16 protein-coding genes are annotated in these 16,242 nt (G+C 63.3%); 10 read left to right on the top strand and 6 right to left on the bottom strand.

Going from position 1 to position 16,242, the window contains the following annotated elements; all coding sequences use genetic code 11:
* The first annotated feature begins 7 nt into the window (after positions 1-7).
* The 8 genes from BLT66_RS21355 to BLT66_RS21320 all read left to right on the top strand — a co-directional run bounded on the left by BLT66_RS21355 (position 8) and on the right by BLT66_RS21320 (position 7,390).
* The gene (locus tag BLT66_RS21355) at positions 8-481 is read left to right on the top strand and encodes a hypothetical protein (RefSeq protein ID WP_092760980.1); all 474 of its coding nucleotides are present in this window, start codon (positions 8-10) and stop codon (positions 479-481) included.
* A 119-nt stretch (positions 482-600) separates the two neighbouring features.
* Entirely contained in the window at positions 601-1,167 is a 567-nt protein-coding gene (gene ddpX, locus BLT66_RS21350) for a D-alanyl-D-alanine dipeptidase (RefSeq protein ID WP_092760978.1), read from the top strand.
* 75 nt (positions 1,168-1,242) lie between these two features.
* Positions 1,243-2,844, top strand: coding sequence for an ABC transporter substrate-binding protein (locus BLT66_RS21345; RefSeq protein WP_092760976.1), 1,602 nt, complete (start codon positions 1,243-1,245; stop codon positions 2,842-2,844).
* Between the two features lie 23 nt (positions 2,845-2,867).
* Positions 2,868-3,917: an ABC transporter permease gene (locus tag BLT66_RS21340; protein WP_092761330.1), complete on the top strand. Its 1,050-nt coding sequence runs from the start codon at positions 2,868-2,870 to the stop codon at positions 3,915-3,917.
* On the top strand, positions 3,914-4,828 hold the full coding sequence (gene nikC / locus BLT66_RS21335; RefSeq protein ID WP_092760974.1) for a nickel transporter permease: 915 nt from the start codon (positions 3,914-3,916) through the stop codon (positions 4,826-4,828). The genes BLT66_RS21340 and nikC overlap by 4 nt, the downstream gene beginning before the upstream one ends.
* A complete protein-coding gene (locus tag BLT66_RS21330) occupies positions 4,825-5,664 on the top strand; it encodes an ABC transporter ATP-binding protein (protein WP_092760972.1) in 840 nt (279 codons plus the stop codon). The genes nikC and BLT66_RS21330 overlap by 4 nt, the downstream gene beginning before the upstream one ends.
* Positions 5,661-6,428 carry an ABC transporter ATP-binding protein gene (locus tag BLT66_RS21325; protein ID WP_092760970.1) on the top strand — a complete coding sequence of 256 codons (768 nt, stop codon included), beginning with the start codon at positions 5,661-5,663 and terminating at the stop codon, positions 6,426-6,428. Before BLT66_RS21330 ends, BLT66_RS21325 begins: the two co-directional genes overlap by 4 nt.
* Positions 6,425-7,390, top strand: a complete 966-nt coding sequence (locus BLT66_RS21320; protein WP_092760968.1) for a dipeptidase — start codon at positions 6,425-6,427, stop codon at positions 7,388-7,390. The genes BLT66_RS21325 and BLT66_RS21320 overlap by 4 nt, the downstream gene beginning before the upstream one ends.
* 82 nt (positions 7,391-7,472) lie before the next feature.
* Here BLT66_RS21320 and BLT66_RS21315 read toward each other — a convergent pair whose 3' ends face one another.
* The 6 genes from BLT66_RS21315 to BLT66_RS21290 form a co-directional block, all read right to left on the bottom strand.
* Positions 7,473-8,249 (bottom strand): L-fucose dehydrogenase, encoded by a 777-nt coding sequence (locus BLT66_RS21315; RefSeq protein ID WP_092760965.1) that lies wholly within the window; start codon positions 8,247-8,249, stop codon positions 7,473-7,475.
* A 14-nt stretch (positions 8,250-8,263) separates the two neighbouring features.
* Positions 8,264-9,136, bottom strand: a complete 873-nt coding sequence (locus BLT66_RS21310) for an L-fucono-1,5-lactonase (RefSeq protein ID WP_092760963.1) — start codon at positions 9,134-9,136, stop codon at positions 8,264-8,266.
* A gap of 236 nt (positions 9,137-9,372) precedes the next feature.
* Positions 9,373-10,650 carry an L-fuconate dehydratase gene (locus BLT66_RS21305; protein ID WP_092760961.1) on the bottom strand — a complete coding sequence of 426 codons (1,278 nt, stop codon included), beginning with the start codon at positions 10,648-10,650 and terminating at the stop codon, positions 9,373-9,375.
* Positions 10,651-10,720: 70 nt separating this feature from the next.
* The gene (locus tag BLT66_RS21300; protein WP_092760958.1) at positions 10,721-11,668 is read right to left on the bottom strand and encodes an ABC transporter substrate-binding protein; all 948 of its coding nucleotides are present in this window, start codon (positions 11,666-11,668) and stop codon (positions 10,721-10,723) included.
* Positions 11,669-11,722: 54 nt separating this feature from the next.
* A complete protein-coding gene (locus BLT66_RS21295) occupies positions 11,723-12,718 on the bottom strand; it encodes an ABC transporter permease (RefSeq protein ID WP_092760956.1) in 996 nt (331 codons plus the stop codon).
* A gap of 21 nt (positions 12,719-12,739) precedes the next feature.
* Positions 12,740-14,302: a sugar ABC transporter ATP-binding protein gene (locus BLT66_RS21290; protein ID WP_092760954.1), complete on the bottom strand. Its 1,563-nt coding sequence runs from the start codon at positions 14,300-14,302 to the stop codon at positions 12,740-12,742.
* A 233-nt stretch (positions 14,303-14,535) separates the two neighbouring features.
* Here BLT66_RS21290 and BLT66_RS21285 point away from each other — a divergent pair, with 233 nt between their 5' ends.
* Together BLT66_RS21285 and BLT66_RS21280 are read left to right on the top strand one after the other, a co-directional pair.
* A complete protein-coding gene (locus BLT66_RS21285) occupies positions 14,536-15,345 on the top strand; it encodes an IclR family transcriptional regulator (protein ID WP_092760952.1) in 810 nt (269 codons plus the stop codon).
* A gap of 105 nt (positions 15,346-15,450) precedes the next feature.
* Positions 15,451-16,233: a PEP-CTERM sorting domain-containing protein gene (locus BLT66_RS21280; RefSeq protein ID WP_092760950.1), complete on the top strand. Its 783-nt coding sequence runs from the start codon at positions 15,451-15,453 to the stop codon at positions 16,231-16,233.
* The last annotated feature ends 9 nt before the right edge of the window (positions 16,234-16,242 follow it).

The following is a 16,242-nucleotide window of genomic DNA, read 5'->3' as shown; positions in this document are numbered from 1 at the left end:
CGCCGCCATGCAAGCCCTTGCCTCCACCCTGCTGATCGCCCTGACCCTGGCCGGCTGCGCCCAGATCGACGCCAAGACCCGTGGCTGGATGGGCTCCAATGCGCCTGCCTATGCGGTGGTGGATGGCGTGGTGTTCGAAGGGCGGGCCACGCTGTTCACCGACCGCACCGGCACGCTCCAGCTGGCATCGACCCAGGCTGCCGACCGGCTGTGCGTGGGCGACCTGCGCTACAGCTCGACCACCCAGGGCGAGATCGTGCTGCACTGCGCGGGCGGGGTGGATGCGCGCCTGCGCTTTGTCGCCGTCAGTCCGGTCAGCGGCTACGCTTATGGCAGCAGCGAAACCAGCCCCGCCAGCATGACCTGGGGCCTGGACCCGACCCAGGCCGCAGCCTATCTGCGTTTGCCACCCAGCCCGCCACCCGTAGAGCCCGCCGCGCTTGCCATGCCGCCGGCTGTACCCGCCAGCGCTGCGCCCTGAAGCATCAGCCGGGTGATTTCCGCGGGTACCAGTAGTACCTGGTGTTGCTATAAAGTTGCTAGCTGTACGCGCATGTACTATATGCGCCACAGCCCTGTTTTCCATAAATTGTGATACCCATGCCCCATCCCCTCGTGCCGGTCCACCCCGAAACCCATGGGGTGGTGCTCGACCTGGCTTATGCCACGGCCAACAATATTGCCGGCCGGCCGATCTACGACCGCGCCCACTGCCTGCTGCACCGCGATGCAGAAGCCTGCTTGCGCCAAGCGGTGCTGGCGGCCGCCGAGGCTGGCTACCGGCTGAAGATTTTTGATGCCTTCCGCCCGCACGAGGCGCAGGTGCTGCTGTGGCAAACCGCGCCCGACCAAGCCTATGTGGCCGACCCGGCGATTGGCTCCAACCACACGCGCGGCACGGCGGTGGACCTGACCCTGGTGGATGCGCAGGGCGAAGAGCTGGACATGGGCACCGGTTTCGACGACATGACGACCGCCTCGCACCACTTTAGCCCCGAGGTGTCTGTACAGGCGCAGGCGAACCGTCAGCTGTTGCTGCGCATCATGGAAGACGCGGGCTTTGCCCACCTGGCCCATGAGTGGTGGCATTACGCGCTGCCTGGGCACTATGGCCTGATCGACAGCGCGGTGCTGGGCGATCTGGGTCCGATGTCTATACAGGGTTAGCATGGTTCTTGCAACGCATGGGATTCGGTAAGCTGGTTCAGGTTTTTGTCCGTTTCACACCCAAAGGAATATCCGATGCGTTTCTCGACACCTCTGCTTTCCCGCCGCGGACTGGTTGCAGCCGCAGCGTCCACCCTGATGCTGGGGACGGCTTGGGCCGCCACGCCCAAGGACACCTTGGTGGTGGCGTTCGCGTTCGACGACATCATCACCATGGACCCGGCAGAGGCCTTTGAGATTTCGGCCGGCGAGGTGATGGGCAATACCTACGACCGCCTGGTGCGCCTGGACCTGTCGGACCCGACCAAGCTGGTCGGCGATATTGCCAAGTCCTGGTCGGTATCGCCCGACGGCAAAACCTATAGCTTCGAGGTGAAACCGGGTTTGAAATTCGCTTCGGGCAATCCGCTGACGGCTGAAGACGTGGTGTTCAGCCTGCAGCGCTCGGTGCTGCTGGACAAGTCGCCAGCCTTCATCCTCACCCAGTTCGGGCTGAGCAAGGACAACGTCAAGGACAAGATCAAGCAGACCGGCCCGCTGACCTTGACCATGGAAACCGACAAGGCCTACGCGCCGTCTTTCGTGACCAACTGCCTGACTGCCAACGTGGCGGCCGTGGTCGACAAGAAGCTGGTGCTGTCCAAGGAAGTGGCGGGCGACCTGGGCTACGCCTGGCTCAAGACCAACTATGCGGGCTCCGGTCCCTTGAAGCTGCGCGAGTGGCGGGCCAATGAAATCGTGGCCCTGGAGCGCAACGACAACTACTACGGCACCAAGGCACCGCTGGCCCGCGTTATCTACCGCCACGTCAAGGAGTCGGCCACCCAGCGCCTGCTGCTGGAAAAAGGCGATGCCGACATTGCCCGCAATCTGGCGCCGCAAGACCTTGCCGCGCTGGCCGCCAACAAGGACGTGAAGATGGTGTCTGCGCCCAAGGGCACGGTCTACTACATCAGCATGAACATGAAGAACCCGAACCTGGCCAAGCCCGAGGTGCGCGAAGCACTCAAATGGCTGGTCGACTATTCGGCGATTGGCGACACGCTGATCAAGAACATCGGCATCGTGCACCAGAACTTCATGGCCGTCGGTTTGCTGGGCGCCAGCACCGTCAACCCCTACAAGCTGGACGTGGACAAGGCCAAGGCCTTGCTGGTCAAGGCCGGTTTGCCCAACGGTTTCAAGGTCACCATCGACATGCGCACCGTGCAACCCGTGCAAGGCATTACCGAGGCCTTCCAGCAGACCGCCAAGCGCGCCGGCATTGACATCGAAATCATCCCCGGCGATGGCAAGCAGGTGTTGACCAAGTACCGCGCCCGCACCCACGACATGTTCATCGGCCAGTGGGGCGCCGACTACTGGGATCCGCACACCAATGCCACCTTTGTGCAGAACGCCGACAACAGCGACGAGGCCAAAGCCAAGCCCCTGGCCTGGCGTAACGCCTGGATCGTCCCCGAGCTGAACGCCAAGGCCGATGCTGCCGTGCTGGAGCGCGACACCGGCAAACGCAAGGCCATGTACGACGAAATGCAGGCCGAGTTCCGCAAGACCAGCCCCTTCATCATGCTGTTCCAGCAGACCGAGGTGGCGGCCGAGCGCAGCAATGTGGAGGGCCTGAAGATAGGTTCGACGTCGGACACGACGTACATGTTCAAAGTCAGCAAGCGCTGACCGGTTTGGCACCCGCCAGCCAGATGCCCGCGGGCGGACGCAGATCCGCCCGGCTGCGGCGCGCATGCCAGGCCACGGCCCGTTTCCTGGTGGTCATTCTGCTGACCTACCTGGGGCTGCTGGCCGTCACCTTCTTCATCGGCCGGGTCATGCCCATAGACCCGGTGCTGGCCATCGTCGGCGACCGGGCCTCCGGCGAGCTGGTGGCCAGGGTGCGCGAGGAAATGGGCTTCAACAAGCCGCTGTGGCAGCAGTTCTATATCTACCTCGGCAAGGTGCTGCAGGGCGACTTCGGCACCTCGGTGCTTAGCGCCAACCCGGTAATGCAGGACATACGCCGGGCTTTTCCGGCCACGTTGGAGCTGGCCACGCTGGGCATCCTGATCGGTGTGAGCTTTGGCGTGCCGCTAGGCGTATGGGCTGCAGTGCGGCGTGGCGGCGTGGTCGACCAGATCGTGCGGGTGATGGGCCTGGTGGGCTATTCGGTGCCTATTTTTTGGCTGGGCCTGATGGGCTTGGTGCTGTTCTACGCCAAGCTGGGCTGGGTCGGTGGGCCGGGTCGTATCGACGTGGTCTATGAATACACCCTGGCCAATGTCTCTGGCCTGCTGCTGCTGGACGCGGCCATGGCCGGGCAGTGGGACGCGTTCGGCAATGTGCTGTCGCACCTGATCCTGCCGGCTTCGCTGCTAGGCTACTTTTCGCTGGCCTACATCAGCCGCATGACGCGCTCCTTCATGCTGCACGAGCTGTCGCAGGAGTACATCGTGGCCGCCCGCGCCAAGGGCCTGAGCGAGGCGCGCATTATCTGGCGCCACGCGCTGCGCAATGCCATGGTGCCGTTGGTCACCGTGATTACTTTGTCGTATGCCGGTTTGCTGGAGGGCTCGGTGCTTACAGAGACCGTGTTCGCCTGGCCTGGCCTGGGCCTGTACATCACCAATTCGCTGCAGAACGCCGACATGAACGCGGTGCTGGGCGGCACCATCGTGGTGGGCTCGATTTTTATTGGCTTGAACTTGCTCTCCGACGTGCTCTACAAGACGCTCGACCCGCGCACCCGTATCCGATGAAATCTTCTTCCACAAGCCTGCATAGCTGGCTGATGAGCGACCGGCCTGCATCCCGTCGCCAGGCCGCCTGGGGCCGGGCCTATGGCGCCTGGCGCATCTTCATGCGCAATCGCCTGGCGATGCTGGGCCTGGCGATCGTGGCGGTGCTGGTGTTGGTGGCGATATTCGCGCCACTGCTGGCGCCGTATTCACCCACCGTGGGTGACTTGCGCACCACCCGGCTGCTGCCGCCATCCGGCCAGTTCTGGCTGGGCACCGACGACCAGGGGCGGGACATTCTGTCGCGCCTCATCCATGGCTCGCGCATCACCCTGATGGTGGTGATCCTGGTGGCGGTGCTGGCCGCGCCCATAGGCTTGCTGGTCGGTACCGTGGCCGGCTATGCGGGCGGCATGGTGGATGCGGCGCTGATGCGCATCACCGACATCTTTCTGGCCTTTCCGCGACTGATTCTGGCGCTGGCCTTTGTCGCCGCGCTGGGCCCGGGGATCGAGAACGCGGTGATCGCCATCGCCATCACCGCCTGGCCGCCGTATGCACGCATGGCACGCGCCGAGACCCTGACCATCCGCCAGGCCGACTACATTGCCGCGGTGCAGCTGATCGGCGCCTCGCCCTGGCGCATCGTGCTGCACCACATCATGCCGCTGTGCCTGTCTTCCGTGATCGTGCGGGTCACGCTGGACATGGCGGGCATCATCCTGACCGCCGCAGGCCTGGGCTTCCTCGGCCTGGGCGCGCAGCCGCCGACCCCCGAATGGGGCGCAATGATCGCCAATGGCCGGCAGTATGTGCTGGACCAATGGTGGGTGGCGGCGGCGCCCGGTGCGGCGATTTTCCTGGTCAGTCTGGCTTTCAATCTGGTCGGCGACGGCCTGCGCGATGCACTCGATCCGAAAGGTGTCAAATGAGCGATCCGGTGCTGGTGGTGGACGACCTGCGGGTCGCGTTTCCGAACCGCGATGGCGGCTGGGTCGAGGTGGTGCGCGGCGTGTCGTTCACCCTGGGCAAGGAGCGCCTGGGCATCGTCGGCGAATCGGGCTCGGGCAAGTCGCAGACCGGCCGCGCCATCCTGGGCCTGACGGCGCCCGAGGGCCGGGTAACGGCCAAGCGCCTGGCGTTCAACGGCATCGATTTGCTGAACTGCCCACCCAAGCAGCGGCGCGAGCTGCGCGGCGGGCGCATCGCCATGGTGCTGCAAGACCCGAAGTTCTCGCTGAACCCGGTGATGACCATCGGCGACCAGATCGTGGAAGCCCTGCGTGCGCATACCAAGCTATCCAAAGCCGACGCCAAAAAACAGGCGCTGGCTGCGCTGGATCAGGTGCAGATCGACAACCCCGAACGCGTCTACAAACTCTATCCGCACGAGGTGTCGGGCGGCATGGGCCAGCGCGCGATGATCGCCATGATGCTGATCGCCAATCCCGACCTGCTGATCGCCGACGAACCGACTTCTGCCCTCGACGTGACCGTGCAGCTGCAGGTGCTGGCGATCCTGGACGCGCTGGTGCTGCAGCGCGGCATGGGCTTGATTTTTGTGTCACACGATCTGCGCCTGGTGTCCACCTTTTGCGACCGGATTCTGGTGATGTATGCGGGGCGGGTGGTCGAAGAACTCAGCGCCGGTGGCCTGGCCCACGCCAAGCATCCGTACACGCTGGGCCTGCTGAACTGCCTGCCGCAGTTGGGTGCGAATCGGCATCCCTTGCCTACTCTGGACCGGCAACCGGAGTGGGCACTATGAGCGAGTCCATCGGTTTGCAGGTGCAAGGCCTGCGCGTGAGTTTTGATGGCTTTGTGGCCGTGGCCGATACCTCGTTCAGCGTGCAGCCGGGCGAGAGCTTTGGCATCGTCGGTGAATCGGGCTCGGGCAAGTCCACGGTGCTGCGGGCCATCTGCGGCCTGGCGCGGCGGGAGTCGGGCACGGTCGAGCTGCTGGGGCCTGGTCCGCAGCCCTTGCCTGGCAGCAAGCCGTTTCGGCGCCTGGTGCAGATGGTGTTCCAGGACCCCTATGGTTCGCTGCACCCGCGCCATACGGTGGACCGGCTGCTGGCCGAGCCGCTGGCTATCCACGGCATGGGCGACGAGCAGCAGCGCATCGAGCGGGCGCTGGACGAGGTGGGGCTGGGGACGGGATTTCGCTTCCGCTATCCGCACCAGCTGTCGGGCGGGCAGCGCCAGCGCATCGCCATCGCCCGTGCGCTGATCCTGGAGCCGCAGATTCTGCTGCTGGATGAGCCGACCTCGGCGCTCGATGCCTCGGTACAAGCCGAGGTGCTGAACCTGCTGGAAACCCTGAGGGCCCGCCGCGGTTTAAGCTTCATTATGGTCAGCCACGATCTGGCGGTGGTAACGCATTTGTGCGAGCGCCTGATGGTGATGCAGCGGGGTCAGACGGTGGAGATGTTGGCCTCTGCCGACCTGGCGGCCAGCCGCGTGGCCCAGCCCTATACCCGCCAGCTGATGCAGGCCTCCACCGGCTTTCAAAGACACGGAGCCACACCATGATCCACTGGGAATCCCACGCCTGCCTGCCATTGCACCCGCAGGCCAGTTTTGCACCCATAGACCGGCTGCGTGCGGCTGGGGTCGACTATGTGTCGGTCAACGTCGGCATGGACATGAATCCGGTGCAGCAGGTGATGGCGGTGATCGCCGGCTTCCGCGCCAGCATTGCCGCGCAGCCGGAAAAGTATCTGTTGGCCAACCATGTGGCCGATATCGAACGGGCCAAGGCGGGTGGGCAGATCGCCGTCGGCTTCGACCTGGAAGGTGCGATGCCCTTGCTGGAGCAGCCCGAGATGGTGGCGCTGTATGCGTCCTTAGGTGTGCGCCAGATCCACTTTGCCTACAACCGCAACAACAGTGTGGCCGACGGCTGCCACGATGTGGCGCGGGGCCTGACCCCGCTAGGCGTGCGCATGGTGCAGGCGGTTAATGCCGCCGGCATGCTGATGGACTGCTCGCATACCGGCCGACGCTGCAGCCTGGACATCATGGCCGCATCCGCCAAGCCGGTGATCTTCAGCCACGCGAACCCGCTGGCGCTGGTGGAACACGGCCGCAACATCACCGACGAGCAGATCCGCGCCTGCGCGGCTACCGGCGGTGTGGTCTGCGTGTCGGGCGTGTCGTTCTTCCTGGGCAATACCGCGCCGACGGTGCAGGACGTGGCACGCCATGCGGCCTATGTGGCCGACCTGGTGGGCGTGCAGCACGTGGGCATAGGGCTGGACATCAGCTTCCACCAGCCCGAACTCAACGACAATCCGCCCGGCGACTACGACCCCGGCTACTGGTGGCCCAAGTCCGCCGGCTACGACCGCGCCATCATGCGCGCCACCTACACCCCGGTCGAAACCTGGCAGTTGCTGGCGCAGGCACTGCAGGATGTGGGCATGTCAGCCGACGATGCGGCGCTGGTGATGGGCTGCAATATGCTGCGCGTGGCCGGGCAAGTTTGGCAGTGAGCCATTTGCCAGTTGCTACAGAATAAATAGCTGCTAGCGCAGGTATTACCTGCGCTACAGGCCTATTTTTTATAAATCTGGCTCAGGACAGCGCACGGTCCAGGTGCGTGTATCCACCATCGACAAAGATCCATTGGCCGGTGGTGTGGCTGGAAGCATCGGACAGCAAGAACACCGTGCTGCGGGCGATCTCTTCCGAGGTTGTCATGCGCTGGCCCAGCGGGATCTTGCTGGTGATGCTCAGCAGCTTTTCTTCGGCATTGGGGAAGCTGGAGATCCATCGCTCGTACAGGGGGGTCATCACCTCGGCGGGGATCACCGCGTTGACGCGCACGCCGTCTTTCAGCAACGATGCCGCCCACTCACGGGTGAGCGATAGCTGCGCGCCCTTGGACGCCGTGTAGCCGCTGGTGTCGCCCTGGCCGGTAAGGGCAGTCTTGGACGATACGTTGACGATGGCGCCCTTGGAGGCTTTCAGGTGTGGCACGCAGTAGTGCGCCATCACGTAGTAGTGGATCAGGTTCTTTTCCAGCGAGGCGACGAAGGCGTTACGGCCTGCATCCAGGCCCACGTTGTCGTTGATGCCGGCGTTGTTCACCAGGCCATCGATATGGCCGAAGCGCGCCAGGGTCTGCGCCACTGCGGCGCCGCAGGCGGCTTCATCGCCGAGTTCCAACTGGATGAACTGGAACTGCGGCTGCACGGCAGCCAGCTGGGCGCTGAATTCGGGGGTCAGCGCGCTCTTGCCAAGGATGACGGGAATCGCGCCTTCTTGCGCCAGTGTCATCGAGATGGCCGCGCCTATGCCGCTGCCGCCACCGGTGACGACGACGACCTTGTCTTTCAAATGCAGATCCATGGGGTGGGTGTCTTTCAGGAAATGGGGAGTTGGTAGTAACGGATGGCGTTGCCGGCCCAGAAGGCGGTCTGTTCTGTAACTGAGAGTCGCTGGCTGGCCCAAGTATGTGCGAGCAGATCCACCGTGGGGTAGGGCGCGGCCAGCTCGCAGACCGGCCAGTCGGAACCGAACAGCAGGCGCTCCGGGCCAAAGGCGTCGAGCGCCTGGTCAAAACAGTCCCACAGGCTTTGCTGCACTGTGCCGGGCAGGCCGCCGCCGGGGTAGGGCCAGGCGGTTTCGGTCACCAGGCCGGACAGCTTGCACACCACGTGGGGCAGGGCGGCCAGGGCCTTCAGCGACTGCACCCACAGCGGCATTTGCTCGGGGTGCTTGAGCGGTGGCTTGCCCAGGTGGTCCAGCACCAGCCAATGGGCGTCGTGGGTGCGGCAGAAGTCGATGACCAGCGGCATCTGGTGCGCGAACACCAGAACGTCGTAAACCAGTTGTTGGCGCTGCAGTACGGCGACGCCACGCCGGAACGCCGGGTTGTTGACCACCTGCGCCACATCGGGCTCGTCTTGCAGGATGTGCCGGAAACCGCGCAGCTTGGGCTGCTGCGACCAGGCTTCGAGCTGGGCCTGCAGGGTGTCGTCGGCCAGATCAACCCAGCCGACCACGCCGACGATGCTGGCGTGGCGGGCGGCCAGGTCCAGCAAATAGTCGGTTTCGGCCGCCTCGGTGCGGGCCTGTACTGCGATCGATCCGCTCACACCGCAGGCCTGCATGGCCGGGGCGTAGTCGTCCGGCCCCCGGTCCTGCGCCAGCACCGCCATGCCCGGGCCTATCCAGGGAAAGGCCTTGGAATCAAAGTGCCAGAAATGCTGGTGGCTGTCGATCTTGCGGATCATCCTAGATTCCGTAGTTGGACACGTCCGAGTGTGCCGCTGGGGGTGTGGCTGGATAGGCGCGACAACGAAGCGGGCTCATGCCCGCAAGGCGGAGCAACGAAGCCAGACGCGGCGCCAGTGGTGCAATCGGATGTATAGCGTGGTCCACCCAAGAGGTGTGCAACTAGAGGGTCACAAAATTCAATAACCATACGGTGTTCCAAGTGATAACAAGCGGTCAACTGCGGAATCTAGGATCACGGCTTGAAGGCGTATTGCACCAGGCGAGCGGGCTGCATCTCGATGGAGAAACCGGCGGCCGTGGGTGGCATGTAGGCGGCGTTTTTAATGACGCAAGGCTCCTTGAAATGTTCGTGCAGGTGGTCCACATATTCGATGACCCGTCCTTCTCGGGTGCCGGCAATGCACAGGTAGTCGATCATCGACAGATGCTGCACGTACTCGCAGAGTCCCACGCCGCCCGCGTGCGGGCACACTGGCAAGTTGTATTTGGCGGCCATCAGCATGACGGCCAGGATTTCGTTCACACCACCCAGGCGGCAGGAATCGATCTGCACCACGTCGATGGCGCCGCGCATGATGAACTGCTTGAACATGATGCGGTTTTGGCACATCTCGCCGGTGGCGACCTGCATGGGCGCCACGCTTTCGCGGATGACGCGGTGGCCTTCGATGTCATCCGGGCTGGTCGGCTCTTCGATGAACCAGGGCTTGGCAAAGGCCAGGTCTTTCAGCCAGTCCACGGCCTGGCCCACGTCCCAGACCTGGTTGGCGTCGATCATCAGCTGGCGGTTCGGGCCCAGCACTTCGCGGGCAATGCGCAGGCGGCGGATGTCGTCTTCCTTGTCGCGGCCCACCTTGAGTTTGACGTGGTTGAAGCCCGCGTCCACCGCCTCCTGGCAGAGGCGGCGCAGCTTCTCGTCGCCATAGCCTAGCCAGCCGGCCGAGGTGGTGTAGCAAGGGTAGCCCTCGCGCTGCAGGATGGCCAGGCGCTCGGCCTTGCCAGCGGCGCGCTCGGTCAGCAGAGCCAGTGCTTCGTCGGGGGTGATGCAGTCGGTGATGTAGCGGAAGTCGATGCAGCGCACCAGTTCGGCCGGACTCATTTCGGCCACCAGCTGCCATACCGGTTTGCCTACCGACTTGGCCCACAGGTCCCATACGGCGTTGACGACGGCGCCGGTAGCCAGGTGGATCGCGCCTTTGTCCGGGCCGATCCAGCGCAGCTGGCTGTCGGAGGTGATGTGGCGCCAGAAGCGGCCCATGTCGGCGGCAATCCAGTCCAGGTCCAGGCCGATGACCAGGTGCTTCATCGCCAGGATGGCGGCACAGCAGATGTCGTTGCCGCGGCCGATGGTGAAGGTCAGGCCGTGGCCGTTCAGACCCGGCTGATCGGTTTCCAGGATGACATAGGCGGCCGAATAATCGGGGTCGGGGTTCATGGCGTCCGAGCCGTCCAGGTGCTGCGAAGTGGGGAAGCGCAAGTCGACGACGCGCAGGGATTGGATGACTGCCATGCAAATACTCTAAAAAAGGGGGAAGGAAAAACCCGAGGCACCACCAGGTGCCCCGGGGACCGGCGAGTGCTTAGTCGTACAGCACGGCGGCGATCTTGGGATCGTTCATGTTCGACTTGTCGTAGAAGTAGAAACCGGTGTCGATGATCTTCGGCAAGGTTTCGCCCTTCAGCGCCTTGACCGCAGCTTCCACCGTCTTGTAGCCAATGCCCACGGGGTTCTGGGTGATGGCGCCGGCCATGGCGCCGCTGCGCACTGCGTCTTTTTGCTGTTTGCCCGAGTCGTAGCCGATGATGACGATGGTGCGCTTCATCTCCTTGGCGCCGTTCAGCACGCCGATGGCCGAGCCTTCATTGGCACCGAAGATGCCTTTGATATTCGGGTTCGCTTGCAGGATGGATTTGGTGATTTCGGTGGACTTCAGCTGGTCGCCGCCGCCGTACTGCACGCTGACGATCTTGATGTTCGGATAGGTGGACTTGATGCGTTCCACAAAGCCATCGCGGCGGTCCACGCCGGTGCGGCTGGTCTGGTCGTGTACCACCAGGGCGACTTCACCGGCTTTGCCGATCAGCTCGGCCATCTTGTCGGCGGCCAGGGCGGCGGCGGCTTTGTTGTCGGTGGTGGCGGTGGTGACGGGGATGTCGCTGTCCACGCCCGAGTCAAATGCCACGACTGGAATCTTAGCGGCCTGGGCCTTTTTCAGCAGCGGAATGGCGGCCTTGCTGTCGAGCGCGGCAAAACCAATGGCGGCGGGTTTCTTGGCCAGCACCGAGGTCAGCATGTCGATTTGCTTGTCGACCATGGCTTCGGTTTCCGGACCTTCGAAGGTGACCTTGACCTTCAGGTCTTTGGCGGCCTGGTCGGCGCCGGATTTCACGGCTTGCCAGAACTGGTGCTGGAAGCCTTTGGAAACCAGTGGAATATAGATTTCATCGGCGGCGAAGCTGTTGCCTGCAAAACCTGCCGATAAGCCGAGAGCGATAAGGGTGCTGAGTAATGTTCTTTTCGTAACCATGGAATGTCTCCTGTTTGTATTGCTTGGATGGGTGAAGAGAGAAATGCTTTATCGTTATTTGCGCCTCCTCAAAATATCGGCGTACACCGCCAGAATGATGATGATCCCGGTAATCACGGTCTGCCATTCCTGGGCGACCGACATGATGCGCAACCCGTTGGTCAGCACGCTCATGATGAAGGCGCCAATGATGGTGCCCAAGATCGTGCCCGCGCCGCCGCTGAGCGAGGTGCCGCCAATCACCACGGCGGCAATCGCGTCCAGCTCATAGCCCTGGCCCAAAGCCGGCTGTGCCGAGTTCAGGCGCGAGGCAATCAGCAGGCCGGCAACGCCGCAGATCGCGCCGTTCAGTGAATAGATAATGATCTTCCAGCGGTCTACGTTGACACCCGACAGGCGCACCGCCTCTTCGTTGCTGCCCAGTGCGAAGGTATAGCTGCCCAAAATGGTCTTGTTCAGGATCAGGCTGGACACCACGGCCACCACAAACAGGATCAACACCGCGTTCGGAATCGGCAGGCTGGGGAAGAAGTAGCCGATGAACGACTCTTGTGAGATGTAGCTGAAATTCGGCGTGTCATTGAAGTAGATCGGCTTGGTGCCCGAGATCACCAGCGACAAGCCCTTGAGCAACATCATCATGCCCAGCGTGGCGATGAAGGGCGGGATCTTCAACTTGGCGATCAGAAAGCCCGACACCCAGCCCGCCAGCGCGCCAAACAGGATCGCCGCCAGAACGCCCACATACATGGGCAGACCCCAGTAGGTCATGAAGACGCCGGCCATCACCGCGCAGAACGTCATCAGCGTGCCGACCGACAAATCGATGCCCGAGGTGATGATGACGAAGGTGCAGGCAATCGCCAGCACGCCGTTCACGGCCGTGGCTTGCAGGATGCCGACCAGGTTGTCGGTCTGCAGGAAGTTGGGCGAGGCGGCGCTGAAGAACACCATCAGCCCCACCAGGCTGGCAAAAGCCAGCAGCTTCTGGCGGGTGCTCTGGCTGAACAGCTTGTTCTTCAGGCGTTGCATGGGCGTGAGGTCGGACATGGGATGCGTCTCTTGGGGTTTTTAATGGGTGGTCGCGGTGGCTGCGGTATTGGCACTGGTCTCGCGCAGGGTGGCGAACTGCATGATCTTTTCTTGCGTGGCTTCGGCGGCCGACAGCTCGCCGGTCACCCGGCCTTCGCACATCACCACGATGCGGTGGCTCATGCGCAGCACTTCGGGTAGCTCGCTGGAGATCATCACAATCGCCCGGCCTTGTTCGGCCAGCGCGTTGAGCAACTTGTAGATTTCGCTCTTGGCGCCCACGTCGATACCGCGCGTGGGTTCGTCGAAGAACAGCACTTCGCAGTCGCGCAGCAGCCATTTGGCGATAACGATTTTTTGCTGGTTGCCGCCCGACAGCAGGCGCGCCAGCTGGAAGATGGACGGTGTCTTGATGCCCAGTTGGGTCACATATTTCTGCGCCACGGACTCGATCGCATCCTGCTTGAGCCAAAAGCCCATGGAGACAAAGTTCTTCAGGTTCGCTAGCAAGATGTTGGACTGCACGTCCATGCCCGTGGCCAGACCGTAGCGCTTGCGGTCTTCGGACAAATAGCCGATGCCGACCTTGACTGCATCCGACGGCGCCTTGATCGCCACCTTCTGGCCCTTGACCCAGACCTCGCCCGAGTCCAGCGCGTCGGCGCCAAAGATGGCCCGCGCCACCTCGGTACGGCCGGCGCCCATCAGGCCGGCAAAGCCCAGGATCTCGCCTTTGCGCACGCTAAAGCTCACGTCCTTGATGCTGCGGCCGCGGTTCAGGCCTTTGACTTCCAGCATCACCTCGTGGCTGTCGTCGGTATGGGTATAGCGGGCCGGGTTGTCGTTGCTCTCCAGCGCGCGGCCCACCATCATGCCGATGATGGTGTCCATGCTGGTGGTGGCGGTGGGCACGGTGGCGATGTATTCGCCGTCGCGCATCACAGTCACGCGGTCGGAGATCACCTTCAGCTCGTCCATCTTGTGCGAGATGTAGACGATGCCCACGCCATGGGCTTTTAGCTGGCGGATGATGCGGAACAGGTCGTCGATCTCCGCGTTGTTCAGCGCGGCAGTGGGCTCGTCCATGATCAGCACGCGCGAGTTGAACGACAGCGCCTTGGCGATCTCCACCATCTGCTGCTTGGCTACCGTCAGCTCGCCCACCTCGACGCGCGGGTCCAGCTGCAGGTGCAGCCGGTCGAAAATCTTTTGCGTGTCGGCCGCCATCTTGTCCTGGTCGACAAACAGGCCCATGCGGCCCAGCGGCTCGCGGCCGATGAAGATGTTCTGCGCGGCGCTCAGATGGTTCATCAGGTTCAGCTCCTGGTGGATGATGCTGATGCCCAGGGCCTGAGCGGCGCGCGGGGTGGGGATGTTCACCACCTGACCGTCAATGCGGATCTCGCCCTCGTCCTTGGTATAGACCCCGGCCAATACCTTCATTAGCGTGGACTTGCCCGCGCCGTTTTCGCCCATCAGCGCATGCACCTCGCCGGCCGCCAGTTCGAACTGGCAGTTGTTCAGCGCCCGCACGCCCGGAAAGGACTTGCTCAGGTGGGTGATGGAAATCAAAGGAGAGGCCAAAGGAAGAGGGGCCGCCATCGGTGTTTCTGGGCTGTCAAAACCTGTGCTGTTCATGGGGCTATCAAAACGGATGTGAGAATGGCGGCGAATGTTTTTTGTTCATAAGCAAACAAAGTGTTCAAATATGAACATTCATGTTAATGGGTTTCGATGCAGCAGATGCTGGTACTTTCCCTTGTAGGCCGCACCCGCCCAGCGTGTAACTTCCATCCATTTCCGCGCCTTTTTGATCTTTCCTTGTTTGACCTGCCATGACCAAGCCCGCCGCTCCATCTGCCCCCCAGCGTACCGCCGCCGATGCGCCGGACGACCGCTACCGCGCCCCGGCGCTCGACAAGGGGCTGGACATCCTGGAGCTGCTGGCCAGTCAGCCGCAGGGCCTGACCCGCGCGGAGATCGTCAAGGCTACGGGCCGCGGCGCCAGCGAGATCTACCGCATGCTGGAGCGCCTGGTGGTGCGCCAGTACGTGATGCGCTCGCTGTCGGGCGACCGCTATGCGCTGAGCCTGAAGCTGTTCGCCCTGGCCCACATGCATCCACCGCTGAACCGCCTGGTGTCGCAGGCCTTGCCGGTGATGGATGTGTTTGCCAGCCGGGCCGAGCAGTCCTGCCACATGGGCGTGTACGACCGGGGTAGCGTGTTGATCACCGCCCAGGTGAACGGGCCGAGCGCCTGGGGTATGTCGACCCGGCTGGGTGCGCGCGTAGGCTTGCTGGACTCGGCCTCGGGCCATGTGCTGCTGGCCTTCAGCGACGCCGAACGCAGCCAGCGCATGCTGGCCGAGCACACCTCTCTGGACGGCGAAGTGCTTATGAACAGCGCTGACCTGGCCGCCGTGCTGCATACCGTGCGCCAGCAGGGTTACCGCCAGGGCAACAGCTTGCAGTCGTTTGGCGTGGTGGACATCTCGTACCCGATCCTGGGTGTGGACGGCAATGCCTTGGCTGCCCTGACCTGCCCCTATATCCGCCGCATCGACCTGCACGCCGGCCCCACAGAAGAAGACGCCCGGGCCTATTTGCTCGAGGCGGCGCGGGCCTTGTCGCTGATGCAAGCCTAGGCAGGGCGCCCGAGCCTGTGGACATCCTCCAAAGGGGGGATGAATGTGTCGCCTTGTAACGGCCGTGGAGTAAAGTAAACCGCCGACACCTTGGAGACACACGCCATGCCGAACAAATTCTTGCGCCTGATTTCTGCCTCTGTGCTGGCGTGCGCGGTGCTGCTGCCCGGCGTGGCGACGGCCATACCTGTGACCCAGACCTTGACTGTGCAGGTCTACCAACTGTGTGACGACGCAGGCCAGAACTGCAGCTCGACCGGGCCCTCCGGCAACAGCTACTTTGCGACCGAGACCAACAAGATCTGGGCCCAGGCTGGCATCAGCGTGCTGTTCAACTTCGTGCAGCAGATCAACAGCACATTCTTCAGCACCATCAACGATTTGGCGGGCAACAGCCTGTTCAACCTGGGCCAGACCTATACGCCGGGCAGCAACCTCAGCAGCACGGTGGTGAACCTGTTCCTGGTCCATTCGATCAACGGCGGCACTGCCTACGGCGAAGGCTGGATCGGCGTGGGCGGCCTGGCGATCGATATGGACCTGGTGAGCGCGTTCAACGGCGGTATCGGCCGGATCGACACCATCGCCCATGAGCTGGGCCACAACCTGGGCCTGGTGCCGAACAGTCTGGGCGGCAGCAATGCGCATTCCACCGTTCCCAACTACCTGATGGCCGGCGGCAATATCCGTCTGGTGCCGGGCTCGCTGAACGATATTGCGCCCGACGGCCTGGGTTACGACTTTTTGCCCGCCGACCAGATCGCCCTGGCCCAGCGCAGCAGCCTGCTGCAGGATGTGGCGCTGAACAACGTGCCCGAACCCTCCAGCCTGGCCTTGTTGGCGGCAGGCCTGCTGGTGCTGGCTTGGCGGCGCCGCAGTCGTGCCTGAAAGCCGGCC

This window comes from Rhodoferax sp. OV413 (assembly GCF_900104385.1).
In the GTDB taxonomy this organism is placed as follows: domain Bacteria; phylum Pseudomonadota; class Gammaproteobacteria; order Burkholderiales; family Burkholderiaceae_C; genus Rhodoferax_B.
The sequence above is the reverse complement of the archived record's forward strand: the minus strand, read 5'-3'. Positions and strand labels throughout refer to the sequence as shown.

Bases quoted from the DNA above. Each gene is read 5' to 3' on its own strand.
- BLT66_RS21355 (WP_092760980.1), top strand. From the start codon at position 8: ATGCAAGCCCTTGCCTCCACCCTGCTGATCGCCCTGACCCTGGCCGGC.
- ddpX (WP_092760978.1), top strand. From the start codon at position 601: ATGCCCCATCCCCTCGTGCCGGTCCACCCCGAAACCCATGGGGTGGTG.
- BLT66_RS21345 (WP_092760976.1), top strand. From the start codon at position 1,243: ATGCGTTTCTCGACACCTCTGCTTTCCCGCCGCGGACTGGTTGCAGCC.
- BLT66_RS21340 (WP_092761330.1), top strand. From the start codon at position 2,868: ATGCCCGCGGGCGGACGCAGATCCGCCCGGCTGCGGCGCGCATGCCAG.
- nikC (WP_092760974.1), top strand. From the start codon at position 3,914: ATGAAATCTTCTTCCACAAGCCTGCATAGCTGGCTGATGAGCGACCGG.
- BLT66_RS21330 (WP_092760972.1), top strand. From the start codon at position 4,825: ATGAGCGATCCGGTGCTGGTGGTGGACGACCTGCGGGTCGCGTTTCCG.
- BLT66_RS21325 (WP_092760970.1), top strand. From the start codon at position 5,661: ATGAGCGAGTCCATCGGTTTGCAGGTGCAAGGCCTGCGCGTGAGTTTT.
- BLT66_RS21320 (WP_092760968.1), top strand. From the start codon at position 6,425: ATGATCCACTGGGAATCCCACGCCTGCCTGCCATTGCACCCGCAGGCC.
- BLT66_RS21315 (WP_092760965.1), bottom strand. From the start codon at position 8,249: ATGGATCTGCATTTGAAAGACAAGGTCGTCGTCGTCACCGGTGGCGGC.
- BLT66_RS21310 (WP_092760963.1), bottom strand. From the start codon at position 9,136: ATGATCCGCAAGATCGACAGCCACCAGCATTTCTGGCACTTTGATTCC.
- BLT66_RS21305 (WP_092760961.1), bottom strand. From the start codon at position 10,650: ATGGCAGTCATCCAATCCCTGCGCGTCGTCGACTTGCGCTTCCCCACT.
- BLT66_RS21300 (WP_092760958.1), bottom strand. From the start codon at position 11,668: ATGGTTACGAAAAGAACATTACTCAGCACCCTTATCGCTCTCGGCTTA.
- BLT66_RS21295 (WP_092760956.1), bottom strand. From the start codon at position 12,718: ATGTCCGACCTCACGCCCATGCAACGCCTGAAGAACAAGCTGTTCAGC.
- BLT66_RS21290 (WP_092760954.1), bottom strand. From the start codon at position 14,302: ATGGCGGCCCCTCTTCCTTTGGCCTCTCCTTTGATTTCCATCACCCAC.
- BLT66_RS21285 (WP_092760952.1), top strand. From the start codon at position 14,536: ATGACCAAGCCCGCCGCTCCATCTGCCCCCCAGCGTACCGCCGCCGAT.
- BLT66_RS21280 (WP_092760950.1), top strand. From the start codon at position 15,451: ATGCCGAACAAATTCTTGCGCCTGATTTCTGCCTCTGTGCTGGCGTGC.